The organism is Robiginitalea biformata HTCC2501 (assembly GCF_000024125.1).
GTDB classification, from domain to species: Bacteria; Bacteroidota; Bacteroidia; order Flavobacteriales; family Flavobacteriaceae; genus Robiginitalea; species Robiginitalea biformata.
Genome location: NC_013222.1, coordinates 2,237,148 through 2,256,567, shown reverse-complemented (window position 1 = coordinate 2,256,567; position 19,420 = coordinate 2,237,148). Strand labels below are relative to the sequence as shown.

At 56.2% G+C, this 19,420-nt stretch carries 10 protein-coding genes; 3 read left to right on the top strand and 7 right to left on the bottom strand.

What is annotated here, in order from left to right:
- Positions 1–247: 247 nt before the first annotated feature.
- A complete protein-coding gene (locus RB2501_RS16255) occupies positions 248–424 on the top strand; it encodes a hypothetical protein (protein WP_015754670.1) in 177 nt (58 codons plus the stop codon).
- A 141-nt stretch (positions 425–565) separates the two neighbouring features.
- Here RB2501_RS16255 and RB2501_RS09945 read toward each other — a convergent pair whose 3' ends face one another.
- The 3 genes from RB2501_RS09945 to RB2501_RS09935 all read right to left on the bottom strand — a co-directional run bounded on the left by RB2501_RS09945 (position 566) and on the right by RB2501_RS09935 (position 3,145).
- Positions 566–1,165, bottom strand: coding sequence for a hypothetical protein (locus RB2501_RS09945; protein ID WP_015754669.1), 600 nt, complete (start codon positions 1,163–1,165; stop codon positions 566–568).
- 74 nt (positions 1,166–1,239) lie between these two features.
- On the bottom strand, positions 1,240–2,508 hold the full coding sequence (locus RB2501_RS09940) for a hypothetical protein (RefSeq protein ID WP_041327180.1): 1,269 nt from the start codon (positions 2,506–2,508) through the stop codon (positions 1,240–1,242).
- 31 nt (positions 2,509–2,539) lie between these two features.
- Complete coding sequence (locus RB2501_RS09935; RefSeq protein WP_148214340.1) at positions 2,540–3,145, bottom strand: YceI family protein; 606 nt, start codon at positions 3,143–3,145, stop codon at positions 2,540–2,542.
- Positions 3,146–3,466: 321 nt separating this feature from the next.
- On the opposite strand from RB2501_RS09935, the gene ppdK reads away from it, so the two are divergent.
- A complete protein-coding gene (gene ppdK / locus RB2501_RS09930) occupies positions 3,467–6,196 on the top strand; it encodes a pyruvate, phosphate dikinase (RefSeq protein WP_015754666.1) in 2,730 nt (909 codons plus the stop codon).
- Positions 6,197–6,294: 98 nt separating this feature from the next.
- Here the strand turns inward: ppdK and RB2501_RS09925 are convergent, their stop codons facing one another.
- From RB2501_RS09925 to proC, 3 genes are read right to left on the bottom strand one after another with little or no spacing between them, the layout of a single operon-like run.
- On the bottom strand, positions 6,295–7,494 hold the full coding sequence (locus RB2501_RS09925; RefSeq protein WP_041327177.1) for a glutamate-5-semialdehyde dehydrogenase: 1,200 nt from the start codon (positions 7,492–7,494) through the stop codon (positions 6,295–6,297).
- Positions 7,495–7,496: 2 nt separating this feature from the next.
- Positions 7,497–8,273: a glutamate 5-kinase gene (gene proB / locus RB2501_RS09920; RefSeq protein ID WP_015754664.1), complete on the bottom strand. Its 777-nt coding sequence runs from the start codon at positions 8,271–8,273 to the stop codon at positions 7,497–7,499.
- Positions 8,270–9,079, bottom strand: a complete 810-nt coding sequence (proC, locus tag RB2501_RS09915; RefSeq protein ID WP_041327175.1) for a pyrroline-5-carboxylate reductase — start codon at positions 9,077–9,079, stop codon at positions 8,270–8,272. Before proC ends, proB begins: the two co-directional genes overlap by 4 nt.
- Positions 9,080–9,388: 309 nt before the next feature.
- On the opposite strand from proC, the gene RB2501_RS09910 reads away from it, so the two are divergent.
- On the top strand, positions 9,389–10,147 hold the full coding sequence (locus RB2501_RS09910; protein WP_238528063.1) for a tyrosine-protein phosphatase: 759 nt from the start codon (positions 9,389–9,391) through the stop codon (positions 10,145–10,147).
- 130 nt (positions 10,148–10,277) lie between these two features.
- On the opposite strand, the gene RB2501_RS16490 is transcribed toward RB2501_RS09910, so the two are convergent.
- Complete coding sequence (locus tag RB2501_RS16490) at positions 10,278–19,244, bottom strand: PKD domain-containing protein (protein WP_015754661.1); 8,967 nt, start codon at positions 19,242–19,244, stop codon at positions 10,278–10,280.
- Positions 19,245–19,420 lie beyond the last annotated feature (176 nt).

The following is a 19,420-nucleotide window of genomic DNA, read 5'->3' as shown; positions in this document are numbered from 1 at the left end:
GATTTACCCAATTTCCTGTAGAATTATCGAAAACCGGAATAATTCGCTGTTTCGCTCCTTTATCAGACGGGTGGGGTGTAACCCCCGTCGACCTATCCCCTAATCGGATAGCGTGGCACTGACCCAACTGCCCAGCCGGCTCACCTGCACCCTCCCTGTTACATTTATTGCACATTCGGCTACATATGTAGCATGGAATGGGTCATCAAGGGCGTACCTTCACTTCAAATCGAAAATCACCCCCAGCATGGCCCACTTCGTAATTTCCCTCAGCAGATTCCTGAAAAGGTGCTATCCCGGCAGCCCCGGGGGCGCATTCGAAAAGTCGGAAATCATAACCTGGTTGTTCCTGGCAACCGTAACCCTGTCCCTGCTCACCGCCGTTTACTTCCTGTTGTTCTTTTTCTCGGAAGGACCGATATGAAAATATCCGGGTGTTTACAGTTAATCAGCGCTTCGGGAACGAGCATGTTGATCCGAAGCTAAAAGCCCCGGCCAGTATTTGGCCGGGGCTTTTTGAGTTTGGCGCCTCATCCCGGGCACCGGAAATACCTGTACATCCCGTTTAATAGGGCCGCAACTTAATGTTAAGCTGTACTTCAATCCGGTCGTCTACCTGTATAATCCCCAGTGCTTTACGGGGTGCCTCCAGGTCAAAGTCGCTCAGGTGCATCACAAAGTTGCCATAGATACAAAGGTCCGGGTTCATATCGCAGATAAGTTCCGTCTCGAACTCCCTGGAGACGCCTGCCAGGGTTATACGAAGCCCCGCCCGGATAACGTCGGACGGTTTCTCGGGTACCTCCGCATATAACAACTCCAATAATACCCTGGGGTGGTCCTCTGTTTTCAAGAGTTCCTGAAAGTCCCGGTTAATGCCCCGGCCGCCACAATCAAAACCTGAATTTTGCAGGAACAGTTCCGCTTTGCTGAAGAGGAATTTTCCATCCTTCGTTTCGTAGACTACGTGAAGGGGGTCGGATTTATCTTCCAGGATATAGCTGCAGTCAAAGGAATTCACATTGGTGGTTCCCGCAATAACAACTTCGCTTTCCGGGTGGATATGAACCGTGGTTTCACTGTCCTCGTCCCCGATGAATAACAGGAAAGCCGCAATTACTGCGAATACCGTTGTTTTTGCGACGAATGTTGAAAATGTAACCATGGTGCGGTAAAATTTATAAACCCCGGGGTAGTTGTAAATCCTCCAACACCCCGGGGCTTCCCATAAAAATGGTATTAGAAACTAATCACTGCCTCCAACATCACCCCTTTAAATGCACCTTCATTGAAAATGCTGGTCGTGTCAAAACCGTCGTACTGCTGGTTTACATACTCCAGTTTTGTGAGGATGTTCTTGGTCAGGAACGCCCCTGCGCCCAACTGGAACCGGTCGATGTTGATATCCGCTCCAGAGGGGTCGTCGCTACTGACTGTGTTGTAACGGGTGCCTACATAGAAGTTCTCATTCCGGCCAAAACGGTAAATCAGTTCCCCGGCAATCTGGGTGGCCGAGCGGGTGTCCGGCTCAGCATCCGCCTTGCCGCTTGCGAGTTCAACGGTGCCGAAGAATTCGAGACCCTTGTATTTCAGGAAGGGGTTGAACATGAAAGCGGTAATTTCATTCCGCATCCCCGGGTCGTAGCGACCGGAGCGGAAGTTGCTGGTTGCCGAGGCATCCACATCTTCCATAACCAGGTAATACCGGGACCCTGTACGGTCTGCACTATAGAGGTAGACCCGTCCGGATTTGCCCGTTGTATAGACAGACCCTGTCAGGCGAAAGCGGAAATCATCCGTTATCTGCTTGTCATACCCCAACTTTCCAAGGACGGACAGGCCGGTGGCCCCGGGGTTGGTGACCGCCTGGTTCAGTTTGCCGTTAGAGAGGCCGAACATACCAAACCATCCAGTGTGGGAACGGTAATAGACCTCGCCCCCTACCTCGGTGGTAAAGGCATCCATGATCAGGTTGCCCACAAAGGGGTTATAGATGGCCTGGGAGTTATCGCTCCTCCGGAAGTGGGCATCCCCGTAGTTATTTTCCATGTGCCCGATTTTAACCGTCAGGTGTTTCATGGCTTCCCCCAGCAGCCCGGGGCTGATAAAGTCCAGGTTGTCGATCTGGAAATACCCGCCTTTTACGTAGGGTTCCGGGTGGTGGCGGGAAGACAGGTAAGTACGCAGGTGCATGCGGACCCCTTTGGCCAGTGCCACGTCCAAATCCAGGTTGGCGGTTGCCAGGTTGAAGTTGTCTCCGATCTCAATGAGTTCCACGGCCCCGGAGTTCTCGTGGTCGAGCGCCTGGAATTGCAGCGTGGAGGAGCCCCCTACGCGGACCTTTAACCCGTCAAAAGTCAGGATGGTATCCTTCGGGGCTTCAAAGACGTTGATGCCGTCTTTGTCCGGAGACCGGAAATTATCCAGCTGCCTGTTGTTTTGCGTCCAGGCAGACAGGCTGAACAGAAGCATAAATGCTAACAATGAATAATGCGTGAACGTTTTCATCTGATTGTGGTTTTAATAGTGAGTATTGCGTTTATCGGGTCCAGACCGTGTTGAAATGAATCTCGATCTCGTCACCGGTTTTGATTGTTCCCAGTAAGGCTTTTGGCGGTTCGATACCGTAGTCGGTCATCCGCAGGGGTTCGCTTCCCTTTAATAGCACCCGGCCCGTTTCGATGGTCAGGACGCATTCCAGGTCAATCTCCCGCGCCTGCCCTGCTACCGTCAGTGTCCCCCCCAGCACAGCTTTGTACTGCTTTCCGGGAGACTGTACGGGTTCCAGGGAGCGAACTTCCTTCATCCGGAAGCGGATGTCCTTGTGGTCGTCCGTATTCAGGGCGTTATAGGTGTTTTTGTCCATACTTCCCTTTCCGCTCTTGAGGCTTTCGGCCACAATCTGCAGATTCAGGCGCTGCAGGGCCGGTAACTCGCCGGAAGTATCCAGGGCCAGGGTCCCGGATTTCTCCTCAACGGTAATCTCCCAGTCGTGCAGGGTGGATGTCCCGGTAACGAGCACGTCATCTGTCCCGTTTTTGAGGCTGAATTCCTGGGCGATTGCCGGGGTTCCGGAAAGGACCAGGATGGCGATGGACATCCATAAGAAACGATAAGATCGTTTGAGGTGTTGGTGTGTATTCATGACTGCTTTTGTTTTTCGGGACAAATTTCCGACAGGATTACAGCCTAAAACCTGATAAATGTCACCATTCACCTAAGTGCTTGTGAATGTGAGTTTTAAACTTGAAGTTTTTTTTTAAATTCAATATCACCTCATTTTTCTACCCTGTTTTGGCCCGAAAGTCACGCCGGTCCCGAAATCAGTCAACTGTAAAATCCCAGGGATATCTACATGCCCGACGGATTCCTTCCGGCTGATGTTTATCATATTATACCCTGTCGCATGCCCCTACCTTTACTCCCGGACCGTGACCATAATACACGGCAAGCAAAGTCCATTTCTATGAAAACACTCACAGCTACACAGAAAGAATTGAGCGTCTACCGCTACGGCGATAAGCGGGCGGACGGAACCCGGGAAATGAAGAACCTGCTCGGCGGAAAGGGCGCCAACCTGGCCGAAATGAGCCGGATCGGTATCCCGGTGCCCCCGGGCTTCACGATTACCACAGAGGTTTGTACTTTATATACGCAGGAGGGGAAGGAAGCCGTCCTCAAAAAAATTGAAATTGAAGTCAGGGAGGCCATTGCCGCAATTGAAGAATCGATGGGGACTACTTTTGGGGACCCGCAAAACCCGTTGCTCCTGTCGGTTCGATCCGGAGCCCGCGTGTCCATGCCCGGGATGATGGATACGGTACTGAACCTCGGCCTTGGTGAACAAACCCTTGAAGGCATTATCAAAAAGACCGGGAATGAGCGATTTGCCTGGGATTCCTACCGCAGGTTCATCCAGATGTACAGCGGCGTGGTCATGGGCCTCAAACCCGAGACAAAACAGGACCTGGACCCCTTCGAGGAAATTATCGACCACCTCAAGGACAAACGCAATATCCGGCACGATACGGAATTTACCGTCCAGGACCTGAAAGACCTGGTGTACGATTTTAAGGATATCGTCCGCAAACGCACCGGGAAAGAGTTCCCGACAGACCCCTGGGAACAGCTCTGGGGTGCGGTGTTCGCCGTATTCAACAGTTGGAACGGGGACCGGGCAGTATACTACAGAAAGATGAACGGCTACCCCGAACACTGGGGGACGGCCGTCAATGTGCAGGCCATGGTTTACGGGAATATGGGCACGGATTCCGGGACCGGGGTCTGCTTTACCCGTGATGCGGCCACTGGCGAAAACAAGTTCAACGGGGAATACCTGATCAATGCCCAGGGGGAAGATGTGGTGGCCGGCGTCCGCACCCCCCAGCAAATTACGCGGCACGGGTCGGAGCAATGGGCAAAACTGGCCCAGGTATCCGAATCCGATCGGCGCGAAAATTTCCCTTCCCTGGAAGAACTCATGCCGGACATCTATAAGGAATTGTTTGAATACCAGCAGAAACTGGAAACCCATTACCTGGATATGCAGGATATGGAGTTCACCATCCAGAAGGGCAAGCTCTGGATCCTGCAGACCCGCAACGGGAAGCGAACCGGTTCGGCCATGGTTAAAATAGCCATGGACATGTTGCGCGAGGGAAGTATCGATCGGGAAACTGCCCTGTTGCGCATAGACCCGGCCAAACTGGAGGAACTCCTGCACCCGGTATTTGACCCGGCTGCCATCAAGGAGGCCCAGGTGATTGCCCAGGGGCTTCCCGCCTCCCCGGGTGCAGCCACCGGCCAGATCGTTTTCTTTGCAGACGAAGCCGGGAAATTTAAAAACAGTATCCTGGTCCGGGTGGAAACCTCCCCGGAAGACCTGGAGGGGATGCATCTGGCCAGGGGATTCGTCACGGCCCGGGGCGGGATGACTTCCCACGCTGCCGTAGTGGCACGAGGCATGGGAAAATGCTGTGTGTCCGGGGCCGGGGCCCTGAAAATCGACTACGCCAACCGCATCCTCCGGGTGGGCGACCACGAATATCACGAAGGAGACTGGATTTCCATCAACGGGACTACGGGGAACATTCTGGAGGGAAAGGTGGCCACCCGGGAGCCCGAACTCAGCGGCGAATTCGCCGAACTGATGGAACTGTCCGATACTTTTGCCCGCATGGAAGTCCGCGCCAATGCAGATAACCCGACAGATGCCCGGGTGGCCCGAAATTTTGGCGCCCGCGGAATCGGCCTGGCCCGTACCGAGCATATGTTCTTTGAGGTAGACCGCATCAAGGCCATGCGGGAAATGATCCTGGCCGATACTGTGAAAGGGCGCAGGCAGGCACTGAAGGAGCTTTTACCCATGCAGCAAAAGGATTTTGAAGGGATCTTCCGGGCCATGGAAGGCCTGCCGGTGACCATCCGGCTCCTGGATCCGCCACTGCATGAATTCGTCCCCCACCAGTTGGCCACCCAAAAGGAACTGGCCGAGGACCTGCATATCTCGCTGGATGCGGTGAAATCCAAAGTGGCCGAACTGGAAGAATTCAACCCGATGCTCGGACACCGCGGGTGCCGGCTTGGGAATACCTACCCGGAAATTACGGAGATGCAAACTCGGGCCATCCTGCAAGCCGCCCTGGCGCTGAAGGTGGAAGGGATTGAAACCCGGCCGGAAATCATGGTTCCTCTTGTAGGTACCGTAGAGGAATTTGTCCAGCAGAAAGCCATCATCGACCAAACGGCCGCCGAGGTTTTCAGGCAGCGAAAAGATTCTGTTGAATACTCGGTAGGCACTATGGTGGAAGTCCCCAGGGCGGCCCTGCTGGCCGACAAAATTGCCGAACATGCGGATTTCTTTTCCTTCGGGACCAATGACCTGACCCAAATGACCTTTGGGTATTCCCGGGATGACTCGGGCAAATTCCTGCCGGTTTACCTGGAAAAAGGCATCCTGCCGGCAGACCCCTTCGAGAAACTCGACCAGGAAGGCGTGGGCCTGTTGGTCCGGATGGGAACCGAACTCGGACGCCGGGGCCGGCCGGGGATTAAAACCGGGATTTGCGGAGAACACGGGGGGGAACCCACCTCTGTGGAATTCTGCCACCGCACCGGCCTGGATTACGTGAGCTGCTCCCCTTTCCGGGTGCCAATCGCACGGGTTGCCGCCGCCCAGGCGGTTCTCCGGGATTAATCGGAAAGTGAAAAGCCCCGGCCTGAAAACAGGCCGGGGCTTTTTGATTTTACTGCTACACCCCGTTACCCCGGAATTGCTTCCGGAAGGGTAAGGGCTTAAACGCGTACGTGCCCATCCCCGTAGACGTAGTATTTGTTGGTGACCAGCTCGTTGAGCCCCAGGGGCCCCCGGTGGTGCAGTTTGTCCGTACTGATGGCGAGTTCGGCACCTACGCCCATCTGCCCGCCATCCGTGAACCGGGTGGAGGCGTTCCGGTATACAGCTGCGCTGTCTACCTGCTGCATAAAGGCTTCAGCCTTCTCGTCATCCCGGGTCATGATGCTGGCGGAGTGCCCGCCCGAATATTTGTTGATGGCCGCTATGGCATCCTCCGTGGAGTCCACCAGGCCAATACTGCATTTGAGCGCCAGGAACTCCTCGTACCAGATAGAATCGTCCTGGATCACTTCTTCTTCCGGCAGGATGGTCCCAACGCGATCCGAGACCAGGATACTCACGGAATGCGCCTTGAGCACCTTCCGCAGTTGCCTGAGTTTGTCCTCGTAATCGGGAAGTTTTGAACTGATCAGGATTTTATCCAGGGCATTGCAGGCGGAAATCTTGTCCGTCTTCGCATTGAGGATCACCTTGAGGCTCTGGTCCCAATCGGCATCTTCGGCTACGTAGAGGAAATTATTCCCCCGGCCGCTGACCAGCACGGCGCAGGTAGCGTGCTCCTTGACAAAGGCGATGAGCCGCTCGCCTCCCCGTGGCACGATCAGGTCGATCGGTTCCGGCGGGTTCATCAGGAATTCCCGGGTGGCCAGCCGGTCGAGCTTCAGCATGCGGATCCAGTCTGCAGACAAGTCGTTTTCCTCCAGGGCCTTGTGCCAGCAGGCCACCAGGGCCACATTGCTGTGGTAGGCTTCCTTCCCGCCTTTGAGCAGGATTTTGTTGTTGGACTTGAATGCAAGTACCGCGGCTTCGACGGTTACATCGGGGCGGGATTCATAGATGATCAGGATCGTCCCGAAGGGGGCCGTCCTGTTGATGACCTCCAGTCCGTCAGATACCGTACGCCGGCTGATTTCCCGGTTCACGGGATCATCCTGCTCCAGGACCTCCCCCACCGAGCGGATCATGCCGTCGATCTTGGCAGAATCCATGACCAGGCGGTCATAGAGGGCCTGGTCGTCCCGGTCAAAGGCGTCCAGGTCCTTTTTATTGGCCTCCAGCAATGCTTCGCGATCCTCTTCCAGGATGCGCATCATGGATTTTAATACGTTGTTTTTATGAGTAGTATCTAATAATTGCATGCTTAATTCATTGTGATTTTGGTTCCTACATTTTTACCGTCCATAATATCCAGGATGACATTCGGCTTCTTGCCGTTGGCAATGAATGTCGGGATATTCTTGGCAGCGGTTTTCTGGGCGAAATCCAGCTTGGAGCCCATGCCGCCGCGGCCTTCCGCTTCACCCTTGCCGTTCTCCTTGATAAACTGGTCTACATCGTCATCCACGGATACATGGCTGATCAGCTCCGTGCCGGCATCATCCGGGTGGCCTGTATACAAGCCGTCCGTATCCGTCAGCAGGATCAGTTTATCCACGTTCAGGAGCTGGGCCACCAGCCCGGCGAGCTCATCGTTGTCCGAGAACATGGACATGGTCACCGACACGGCATCGTCTTCATTGGCAATCGGGATCACCCCTTCGGACATCAGCCCTTCGTAACAGTTGATCATATTCTCCCGGTGGATTCCCGGGTTGAAATCGCGTTTGGTGGGCAATACCTGGGCACATTTCATCCCGTAATCGTGGAAGATGTTGTAATACAACCGCATCATCCGCGGCTGCCCGATGGCCGAATAAACCTGGCGGCGCTGGGTCTTGTCCTTGATTTTGGATTTTCCCAGGACTTCCCGCCCCGCAATGACGGAACCGGAGGAAACCAGGGTGGTAATGATATCCCGTTCGTACAGTTCGGCTACCTGGGATACCAGGTTGCGCAGGACCGGGCGGACGATCCGGTTGTCCCGGTTGGTCATGACGTTCGTCCCTACTTTTACGACTATTCGCTGTTTGTATTTCATACGTGTGCTTCTCCCAGTTCAACGGCGCGGTTAAAAGCCGCAAAGGCCGCTTCTTTTATCAATTCATTGAGTTTGTTGTCTTCCATGGAATCCAGGGCGGCCTGCGTTGTCCCGCCTTTGGATGCCACCTTCTTCATCCAGCCGTCCGGTGTCAGGTCTGACTGGTTGAAGAGCTCGATGGCCCCTTCGAAGGTCTGGCTGACCAGGACCTTGGAGTCGTTGGCGGAGAATCCCATTTGCAGGGCGGCTTCCATCATGCTCTGCATAAAATAGAACACATAGGCCGGCCCGCTCCCGGAAATTCCGGTGGAGGCGTCGATGTATTTCTCCTTGCTCACCAGGATGGACTTCCCGGTGGTGTTCAGCAAGTCCTCGATGGTCAGGCTTTCGATCCGCGAAACCTCATCCGAGGCGATATAAGAGGTTAGCCCCTTCCCTACCTGGGCGGGGAGGTTTGGCATGGCCCGGACGATTTTCTTTAGCCCGGTAGCCTTACGGATAAAGTCGATGGATACCCCGGCCATGATGGAAATAATGATCTGGCCCTTGGTGGTCAGACCCGCCATGTCCTCGAACAGGCTTTTGCTGTGGTGCGGTTTGACGGCCACAAAAATCATATCGGCCTGGGGCACGCAGTCCTCGAGTTTTTCAAAGGCGTCAAAATGCGCCATTTTGTTGAGTTGTTCCACTTTGTCCTCGGCGCTGTCGAGGATCATGATGTTGCGCTTTTTGAGAATTTTGGATTTGGCCATGGCCTGAGCGTATGTCAGCCCCATGTTACCGGCTCCAATAACCAGTATCTTCATTCCTAGGTTTTGAAAGTTATTGTTTCTACAATGTTGTATTATAACAATCTCCTAGTCTTAAGCAAATCCAGGGGGAGAAATAGCGGAATTGTAACATAATATAACATTTGGGCGAGCTGGTGAGATTTTCTTTAAGGATTCCTTAACATTTGAAATGCTCCCTGACCGGGCCCTCGCTCGCTGACCGGGCCTTCAATACTGACGGGTCCGGCCTTTACAGGATACTTCCGCTAATCCCGACGGATGCAGAAGGCCGTCTTTTTGTAAATTCGACGGAGTGTACCCTCCTCCCGGTGAGAAACACTATTTTTGCCCCAAGCTACAGGCATGTTCCAATTTTTTGAAAAAAAGCGTTACCTGGTCGATCAGCTGGAGAACTTTGTGGATATCCACAACCACATCCTGCCTGGTATCGACGATGGGGCGGCGGACCTGGACGCGTCCGTGGAACTGGTGCGTGCATTTGGCGAACTGGGGGTCCACCGGTTCATCGCCACCCCCCATATCCTCCAGCCGCTCTACCCGAATACCCGAAAAACCATCCACGAGGCGCACGACCAGCTGATGGATGCCCTGATGGACCAGCGCATGAACCAGGTGGCCGTGGAGCCGGCGGCCGAGCACATGGTAGACGATTCTTTTGAGGAGTTGCTCGAAAGCGGGGGCTATCTGAAATTCCGCAAAGGCTACCTGCTGGTGGAGATGTCGTTCCTCCAACCTCCCCTGAACTTTGACCGTTGCATCGTGGAAATTGCCAAACGCGGCCTGACGCCCATCCTTGCCCACCCGGAGCGCTACCAGTTCCTGCACCAGAAAAGGGGGAAATACCGGAAGTACGCCGAGCAGGGCATCCTGATGCAGCTCAATATGCTGAGCCTGGGGAATTATTACGGGCCGGAAGTGCAAAAGGTTGCCTACGAACTCCTGGAGTCCGACCTGATCAATTTTCTGGGATCCGATGTGCACAACCTGCGCCAACTCGATGCCGTCAAAGAAATCACCCTGAGACCGAAGCACCTGGTAAAACTCGAAACCGCCATACAGCATACCATCGGCAGTTTTTATTGAGGCTCCGAAGAAGTAGGCAAAGCCGGCATTTTTAGTGCCTCCCCGCCGGTTGAAACCCTCAGAAAACAAAACCCGCCTTCCGGCGGGTTTGCTGTCTTACTTATAAATTGCAGATCGGACGGTCTTTCCGTTAGTCCACCATCAATTTAAGTCCGATATTATCTCCCTGGGTAAATTCCAGCTGGATGTAGTATACCCCGCTGGGAAGCCCCTCCACCGGAACGGCAAACTCAACCGGGCTAAAGGTATAGTCCCTTGCCAGGTAGGACAACATCAGCCTGCCGCTATAGTCAAAGATGCGGATCCCGAAGAGTTCGGTATCATCCGGCATATTCAAAATCTCAATCACGGCACTTTTAACCCCATTCCCGCCGTAGACAACCGCAGGGTTCAGGACGCTGACTACCATGGAAGCCTGTTCTTCGGAAACCACAATGGTCAGGGTAGCCGTATCGGTAAGGCCTGAATCATCGGTGACCGTGAGGCTCACCTGATAGGTGCCCGGACTCGTGTAGGTGTGCTGCGGGTCGGCTTCGTCAGAGGTATTGCCATCCCCGAAATCCCAACTGTAACTTACAATTGCGCCGTCATCCGTGGAATTGCTGCCGGTGAAACTAACATCCAGCGGGGCCGTGCCACTTTCCGGCGTGGCTTCTGCCACTGCTACCGGATTGCCGTTTCCGGACAGGACGGTTACCACCACCGAATCGGAAGCGGACTGGCCGTCGTCGTCTATCACGGTCAGGGTGAATATATAGGTGCCTTCCACGAGGCCGGTGACAGTGAGCTCAGCAGTATCCTCGCCCGAAAGCGTTGGGGTTCCCGGGCCGTCAAATGTCCATTGGTACGAAACGATGTCACCTCCATCCGGGTCGGAGGCTGTGCCCGTCAGGGTCACCGAATCATCCGGCAGGGTCAGCGTAACATCTTCCCCCGCATCGACAATCGGGTCCACGTCGGAATCCTGAACTTCGATCAGTATGGTATCCGTATCCGTCAGGCCTTCGTCGTCGGTCACCGTCAGGGAAACAACATATTCCCCGGGCGTATTGAAGGTGTAAACAGGGTCTGCCTGGTCGGAGGTTCCCCCGTCCTGGAAATCCCATGCATAGGTCACTATCGTACCGTCATCTGTGGAATTACTACCCGTAAAGGATACCTCCAGGGGTACGATACCGCTCACCGGGGTGGCTTCCGCCAGCGCTACCGGGGGCTCGTTGCCCGACGGGTCGGTAACCACGATAGTGATCGTGTCGGTATCCGTCAACCCGCCATCGTCCGTAACGGTGAGGGTTACGTCGTAGTTGCCGGCAGCCGCAAACGTATATTGCGGATCCGCCTGGTCGGAGGTGCCCCCGTCCTGGAAATCCCAGGCATAGGATACAATCGTGCCGTCATCCGTGGAATTGCTCCCGGTGAAATCCACCACCAGGGGCGCTTCCCCGTTAGTGGGCGTGGCTTCGGCCACCGCTACCGGCGCCTGGTTCGGATCCGATACCGTGATGGTGATCGTATCGGTCCCGGTCAGTCCGCCATCGTCGGTTACCGTAAGGGAAACGATATACTCCCCGGGCGTTGTAAATGTGTACTGCGGGTCGGCCAGGTTGGAGGTGCCCCCGTCCTGGAAATCCCATGCATAGGACACAATGGTGCCGTCGTCCGTGGAATTGCTCCCTGTGAAATCAACCACCAGGGGGGCATCCCCACTTACCGGGGTCGCCTCGGCGACTGCCACGGGAGCCGTATTGCCCGTTACCGAAATGGTGATGGTATCGGTATCCTCCTCGCCCTGCGAATCCGTAACGGTGAGTGTTACATTGTAGTCCCCGGCCGCTGTAAAGGTATGTTCCGCAACTTCCTGGTCGGAGGTGCTTCCGTCCTGGAAATCCCAGAAGTAGCTTACAATCCCCACGTCGTCCGAGGATCCCGACCCGTCGAACAGCACCTCCAGGGGGGCAATCCCGCTCTGGGGCGTAGCTGCTGCCACCGCGGTAGGCGGCTGGTTGGTAACGGCGTTGACCGTGATGGTAACCGTATCGGTATCCTGGAAGCCGGCATCGTCGGTTACCGTAAGCTCCACCACATAGGTGCCCGGATCCGTAAAGGTATGCAGCGGGTTGGTCTCAATGGAGGTTTCCCCGTCCTGGAAATCCCAGGCATAGGCTGTTATGGCGCTATCATCGGTGGAATTTTCCCCGGTGAACTGCACCTGCAGGGGTGCCTGACCGGAAAGCGGCGAGGCTTCTGCCAGGGCCACCGGCGGCTCGTTGGTCCCGTCGCCGACAATCCACTGGAAGTCGACGGTCGTATCCAGGGCCGGGTTGCCGTCGTCGGTAACCGTTACCTGGACGCTGTACGGGCTGTTTGCCGCCGCCCCGTTCCCCGGGGTTACTTCGGACTCCGGCGCATTGGTGAGCTGGGAATCCGTATAGGCAGGGCCGTCCACTTTATAGAGCGCTATGCGGTCGATGGCGTGCCCCGCGGATCGCTCGGATATTTCCATGGTATAGGTGCCCGCATTTTCAAAGCGGACGTATACATCGTGGGCGTCGTTGTCGCTGGTCTTGGCCTGCCAGTCATAGACTTCCGAGGTTCCGCCAGCGCGATAGACCTTCAGGAAACCATTGCCGGAAGCGCCTTCCGGAAGCGTGGAGGCCGATTCCCGGCCGCTTCCCACCGGGAAGACAATGTTGTTCTGGGCCCCTTCGAGTTCGGCGATCAGGGCCGCCTCACTGGCGGGAGTCCCCTTGTAGCCGAAGAACCAAACTCCATTGGAATTCGGGAATCGGAGCCAGTTGTCGTTCTCGTCCGTCGGTACCGAGCCGCTGAAGAAATTCCGCCAGTTAAAGCGGTAGACGCCGGGCGTGTTGATGGCTATCTCGTAGGTAAGCGTACCCCCGTTCTGATTGTTCAGGTGGTTGGTGCCTGCGATGACGCCAACTGCACCGCCCGTAGTTGTTGTAGCCCAGTCGGGAACAATATCCGTGGATTCCGCCTCGATAACCACCAGGCCGCTATCCTCCTGGAAAACGCTGCCCGAACCGGAAGCCAGTACGCCCGTAATCAATCCGGTGGTCGGGTTGATGGTGAGGTTCGGCGGAAGGTTTGAAGCGCTGTAAGCCAGGTTTTCACTGGCGTCCGACGCCTCGATCTGCAAACTGACGTTGTCCCCTTCATTGTTAAACTGGTCGCCGGGATTGGTGACGTCCGGCGCGAGGTTGTCATTGGAAAGGATGATCTCCTGGGACTGGCCATTGCCGTAATTGATGGTCAGCGTGGCACTGCGGTTGGGGCCCGTTCCCGTGAGCTGAACAGATACCGAATAGGTGCTGTTCGCGTTGAGCAATTGATCGCTCAGTTCCCCGGCAGTGATCACAAAATCCCCTGCGTTTGGCCCGCTCAGGTCCATCGAGGTGACATATACCCCCACATTTCCCCCGGAGAGGGTAATATCAAAGGACTCTGTTGCCCCGTCGGCAATCTGGATACCATCGGGGGTTTCCAGCGTACTCGCCACGCTTGGGGAGCCCACCGGGGCATCTACCCCAAGGTACTCCATGTTCTTCTGGTTGCCCCCGCCCCGCACCGGCGACCCGGCCGCGATAAAGATGCCGTTGCCGGAGACAATTGCCTGGGTCCCGTGTCGCGGGTTATTTAATGGGCCGAGGGTCCGCCAGGTATTGGACTGCGGGTCGTATTCCTCGGTGACGGCCAGGGATGCGCCGGGAGTTTCCGTTTCCCCTCCGATAACCAGCAGGCGGCCGTTGTAGTTCACAGAAGCCGCTCCTGCGCGCTCGGTTGGGATATTCTGCCCGGCAGGCAGGCTGCTCCAGGTCCCCGAAGTAAAATCGTATACGTCGATTTCAGGGATAGTGGGTGCAAAAACATTGCCCGTTCCCGCATCGGATTGCCGGCCACCGGATACATAGAGCGAATTCCCGATCAGAACGGCGTGGAAGTGGTCGCGCGCATTCGGGGCATTGGCCAGGATTGTCCACTGGCCCGTAGCCGGGTCGAATTCGTCAAACCACGGTACAAAACCGCCGTCGTGCCCGTCCGTATTACCTCCAACCACATAAAACTTATCGTTGTAAACCACCAGTCCGGCCGATCCCCTGCGGCGCCCGACGGGAACTTCGGGCCCCTGGATCCAGACCTGGTCGGCCGGGTCGAACATCCAGATAAATTCAGCAGGGATTTCATTCGGATACGCATTTGTCTGGAATGCGCCAATCACCCAAATGAGCCCCTGATACGTTACCGCCTGGAAATGGTTGAATTCAAAGGGGGCGGAACCAGCCAGGGATTCCCAGGTATCCGTGGTGTAGTCGTAAATATCCACGGTTTGTGCACTCTCGCGACCACCCATTAAATAGAACTTGTCCCCGGCCTGAACAAAGGAGTTTTCGTGCCGGGCCGTATAATTCTGGTTTTCGTTCTTTTCAATCCAGGATTGGGAAATGGTCCAGGCAAAATTCTGCGTGGCCGGGGCAGATCCCGGCTTGGTGGCCGTTACGGTGACCAGGTGCACCCCGTTGTTGTTGGGGCCCCCAATGGATGCCTGGCTGGAAATCGTCCCGGAGATTTCCCCCGTGGAAGGGTCGATGTCCAGGCCGTCCGGCTGTCCGGTGATGTAATAGGTTACGGCTTCCCCGGGATCCCCCCCGGAGGCACTGGCCGTAAGGGAAACCGAAGTCCCCGGGTCATCGGACTGGTCGGCAATGGGGTCCAGCACCAAATCCGGGTTCCCGGTATCCACGGATATGATTTCGATGGCGTTCAGCACGGGGTTCTCCACCTGGTGGATAAACTGGATGTTCATAACCCCGTCGGTCACGGTAACCGGATAGGACAATGCCCCGCCGGAGAGGTGCCCAAAGGCCGCCACCGGGTCAAAATCATCCTCCACAAGCACCCCTTCCACGTTGATGTCGAAGACGCGTTCGCCTACCTCATCCGTGCCGTTGAAAAAGTTCCCTACGTACACCTTGAGTATATAGTCCCCATTCTCCAGGGGCACCTGGTATTCCATTTCGGGTGCCGTCGGGGCGTCGTAGCGCTCCGTGGCAAAAAGGGATTCGTAGACTGTCTCGTCGATATACGCAGGGATGGAAGCATCCCGCTGGCTGAATTCCAGGCCGGATTCCAGCGCCACACCCGTATTCACGCTGTAAATACCGCCGGTATAGGCGCCAGAGGCCCCGTTATACCGCCAATTCGTGCCGTCATCGGTGGCAGTCACCTCCTCGCCCCCGGCGTTGATCCGCCAGGTAGTCGGGTTGATGATTTCCCACTGGAAGTTGATAGTTACGGCATCTGCGGGAGACCCGTCACTGTCGTCGACGGTGATGCTCACGTTGTAGGGGCTGCCGGCGTCTGCCCCAGCCTGCACGGTGCCGCCAATCTGCCCGTTGGTAGGCTCGATACTGAGCCCCGGGGGCAGGTTGGAGGCCGAGTAACTGAAATTGCCGTCCCCGCCCAGGGCCTGAACGCCCAGGCTCCCGGTGAGCTGCTCCCCGATAATGCTCGTCTGGTCTGCAATCGGAAACACATAGAGCGGGGTATCGTCGTCTGCCACATCGAGGATCTCAATTCCGTTTACCAACGGGTTTTCAATCACGTCGTGCAGGAAAGCGACGTCCAGAAAGCCGTCATCCACCGGGATGACATGCGTGAGGACCGCCCCCACCTGGTGTCCGTAGGTACCGGAGAGGTCGATGTCGCTGGTGAGCGGATAGACCGTACCCTCCAGGGTAATGTCGAAAATCCGTTCGCCCGGGTTTTCCGTGCCGGTCCAGCCGTTGCCCACATAGATACGCACTTCGTAGAGCCCTGCCGGGGAAACCGGGAAGGAATAGGTCATATTCGGCGGGCCTTGCTGGGAATCGTAGCGTTCCGAATCGTAAATTTCTTCAGGGGTCGTCGCCAGGTTCACCTCGGGCGTAAAGCTGTTGACGCCGTAGGCCTGTACCTTGTTGGAGCCTCCGAGGGTCAGGTATTGGGAAGGTTCGGCAAGCGTATCGGCTTCCCAGTTGATATCCCCGTCGATGGATGCCAGTTCCGGCCCCCCGGTATTTACCCGGTACAGCACAATCGGGCCATCGGTGACCGTCACGTCAAAGCCCTGCTCCACAAAATTACCGTCCCCGTCTGTGGCGCGGATGGTCAGCGAGGTAGTTTGCGGGGTCCCCGGATAGGAAATCGTCAGGGTAGACCCATTTATCTGCGCCCCGATGCCGGGGTTTGTATTGTTTTCGACCGTATAGGTCAGGTTCTCCGGCCCCATGTCGTCGTCGAAGTAATTCTCCAGGGCAATGTCCTCGTCCAGGGAGTTGACAATGCGCGTCAGGTCTTCGAGTGCGAGGGCTACCACCGGGACGTTGCTTTTCACATTGAGGAAATCCCAGGTTCCTTCCAACTCCACACCCGAGGTGTTCGAGGTGCCGATAAAGCCCACAGCCAGGTCCTGGCTGCTTTGCTGGAGGGCCGTGAGGATACTCCCCTGGGCGGTAATGCTTCCCAGGGAAACCCGTGGGCCCTGTTCAATAGCGTATTCCAGTTCCACCTCCCCGGTAGCCGGGTCCACAATGAAATAGAAGAAAAATTCAGCCGAAGGGCGATTCCCCACGGGGATCGTTGCCTGCAGAGGCGTACCCACTACCGCGTCATCGATTTCCTGGGAGGCCAATACGCCGTCCGTGGTCAGCACGAGTTTGATAAAATTGCTCTGCGTCCCATCGCCGATGAAATAGCCCAATTCGCCCCCCACGGCTGCTGTATTTCCGTAGAGCTGCAGCGCCCCGTCAAAGTTGACCATCCGCCCGGACACGGTAAACTGCCCGGTGTTCTGGTCTACCTGTACGCCGTACTGGTAGCCCTTGTCCTGGTTGTTGGCAACCCCATTGGCCGTACCGGCCGTCATGTGGGACGTCATCAACCCGGGAGCGCCGCCGAGGACGTCATTGGGGTTCGGGTCGTTCGGGTCATTTACGCGGTCCAGCCAGTCCAGCCAGTTGGCACCGGTGTCCCCGTTGTTCATCAGACCGGTCATCCCCAGGCCGAAAATACCTCCAAGGCCCTGTTGGTCGTTAAACAGGCCATTCTCGATAGGTATCGTAAAGGCATCGCTGCCACCGGTTAAGGGATCCCCGAGTTGGAAGGGGTCGTCGGCGTCGGCAATGCCGTCCGCGTCGTCATCCGGGTCGTTCAGGTCGGAGACAAAGGGCGCCCCGGCAACCTGGTCAAAATCCGAAGGCTGGGATCCGCCGTTACACGGGTCCGTGCCGTTGTCTTCTTCGTCCTGGTTTGTATAACCGTCCGCGTCGTAATCCGCATTCGGGTCGTAGGAAGGGTCTGAAGGGTCGATACAGTTTACCGCGTCGTTGGGCTCGAAGACGAAAATGGTCCCGGCCAGGTTGCCAATCCAAACCGTTCCCGGGAACGGGTCCGTATCGGAATTACACGTAATGCCCAGGGCCTGTGAATTCGTCAGCCCGCTAAAGAAATTAACGGTCAGCGTTTGTAATTGCCCGCTGCCGTCGAGCTCCACCCGCCGGACGGTACCCGTATTGGAACTGGCCAGCAGGTTCCCCTGCATGGCGCCGCCGAAATTGGAAGCGGTGTATTCGTCGATCCCGTTCGTGTTGGTGGGCCAAATAGTGATCAGGTCGTCATCCGGACCTTCCGGGTTGACAATCCCCGGCCCGCGGTAATCGCCTTCCACCGGGTTGGCTGCTGGGGCCACCAGGTCCCAGTTGGCCGGCAGGGCAATATTCGGGTCATTTGTGGAATTGGGCCGCGACATGTCCGGGTCGTACGTCAGGGTGCGCCATACAGCACCAGCGGTAGAGGAAGGATTCGGGGCGGTATAAATCCCGGCACCTGCAGGGTTGGCACGCGTGGGGTTCGGATGCCCCCCGTAATATGAATTGAACGTATAATTCTGGATGTCCGTGGTAATCAGCACCAGGTGGTCCTCGTTGTTGATGAATTCCCCGTCGGGGGCCGCGGAATTGCTGCCGGGTTCCCCGGGTACGTAGTTATTCGTCACTGAAGCTGTCCCTTCATTTTCGGGCAGGCCTCCCCATCCCCCGTTGGGTCCGTTGTCGGTTACGTAAACCGCTCCGCTCTCGGTAACCACCAGGTCGTAGGAATTCCGGTAGCCCGGGGAAAAAATCTGTACAGGGCCGTTAGCTTCCAGGATCGCCTGGTTCAGGCCGTCGTTGCCCCCAAATGGGTCGCCAACATCCACGCCGTCATAACCCGGGGTATCCGGGTCGGTTATACCGTTCGCATTCGGGCGCGTCGGATCGTCCAGGGTGGGCAGGTCGTAGATATAATCGCGGCCGTCTCCATCCGTCAGGGTGGGGAGTGCGTTGAGCTGGTCCAGGTCGATGGCCAGGATGGCCGCGGCCAGGGCATATTCCCCGGTAAGGACAAAATTGATGGAAGGCGAGCCCCCGTTGGTATGGCCGCCCTGGGCCACCAGCAGGTAATTGGTCCCGGAAATGTTTACCAGCTCCAGGCCATTGGTGGCGTGGTTTTCTTCGGATCGCGGCAGGCCGCGGACCAGGTCTACCACGTCCCAGCTGCTACCGTTCCAGGTCATCCGGGTGATGATCCCGGAATTGGTATCCAGGTCCACATCCCCGTTCCCCCCTCCGGTCCCGGCCCCGATCCGGAAATCGCTGGAAGAAACGTAGATAACCGGGTTTGCAGAGGTCCCGCCCACGGTGAGGCCGGTGGTTTCCCGGCTCGTACAGGCATTGGCTGTGCCGCTGCAGGGCCCGCCGTCATCGTCGTGGTTTACAATATCTTTGACCCCTGTGAGGATTTCCAGGTCCGCAATCTCGTACTGGTTGGCGGCAACCTTGTTGATGGTGGCGATTTTGATGGTTCCCGGGTATTCCGCAATATACAAGCGGCCGTCCGGGCCGTATTGCATGGAAGTAACGCTGTTAATGGCAAAACCGTTGTAATCCAGCTGGCTCTGGCCAAAGTTAATCTGCCCGGAAAGTGCAAAGGGCATAAGGGTTACTGCCAACAATACCAGGATTCCGGAAAGTGTGGATTTTGGGGCCGATAAGTAGTTTTTCATAGTAAGGAGCTAATTCATTGCAATTTTTTGCCCAATCAACCAAATATAACCCGACAATCGCGTAATAGGTAATGGCCGCGTTGATATTCGACTAAGCGGTTTTGATCTTCGTTAAATGACCACGGATCGATTCGCAAAAAGCTTGAATCTCCAATACATACGGCTTTTTTTTGCAA

Bases quoted from the DNA above. Each gene is read 5' to 3' on its own strand.
- ppdK (WP_015754666.1), top strand. From the start codon at position 3,467: ATGAAAACACTCACAGCTACACAGAAAGAATTGAGCGTCTACCGCTAC.
- RB2501_RS09940 (WP_041327180.1), bottom strand. From the start codon at position 2,508: ATGAAAACGTTCACGCATTATTCATTGTTAGCATTTATGCTTCTGTTC.
- RB2501_RS16490 (WP_015754661.1), bottom strand. From the start codon at position 19,244: ATGAAAAACTACTTATCGGCCCCAAAATCCACACTTTCCGGAATCCTG.
- RB2501_RS09925 (WP_041327177.1), bottom strand. From the start codon at position 7,494: ATGCAATTATTAGATACTACTCATAAAAACAACGTATTAAAATCCATG.
- proB (WP_015754664.1), bottom strand. From the start codon at position 8,273: ATGAAATACAAACAGCGAATAGTCGTAAAAGTAGGGACGAACGTCATG.
- RB2501_RS09935 (WP_148214340.1), bottom strand. From the start codon at position 3,145: ATGAATACACACCAACACCTCAAACGATCTTATCGTTTCTTATGGATG.
- proC (WP_041327175.1), bottom strand. From the start codon at position 9,079: ATGAAGATACTGGTTATTGGAGCCGGTAACATGGGGCTGACATACGCT.
- RB2501_RS09945 (WP_015754669.1), bottom strand. From the start codon at position 1,165: ATGGTTACATTTTCAACATTCGTCGCAAAAACAACGGTATTCGCAGTA.
- RB2501_RS16255 (WP_015754670.1), top strand. From the start codon at position 248: ATGGCCCACTTCGTAATTTCCCTCAGCAGATTCCTGAAAAGGTGCTAT.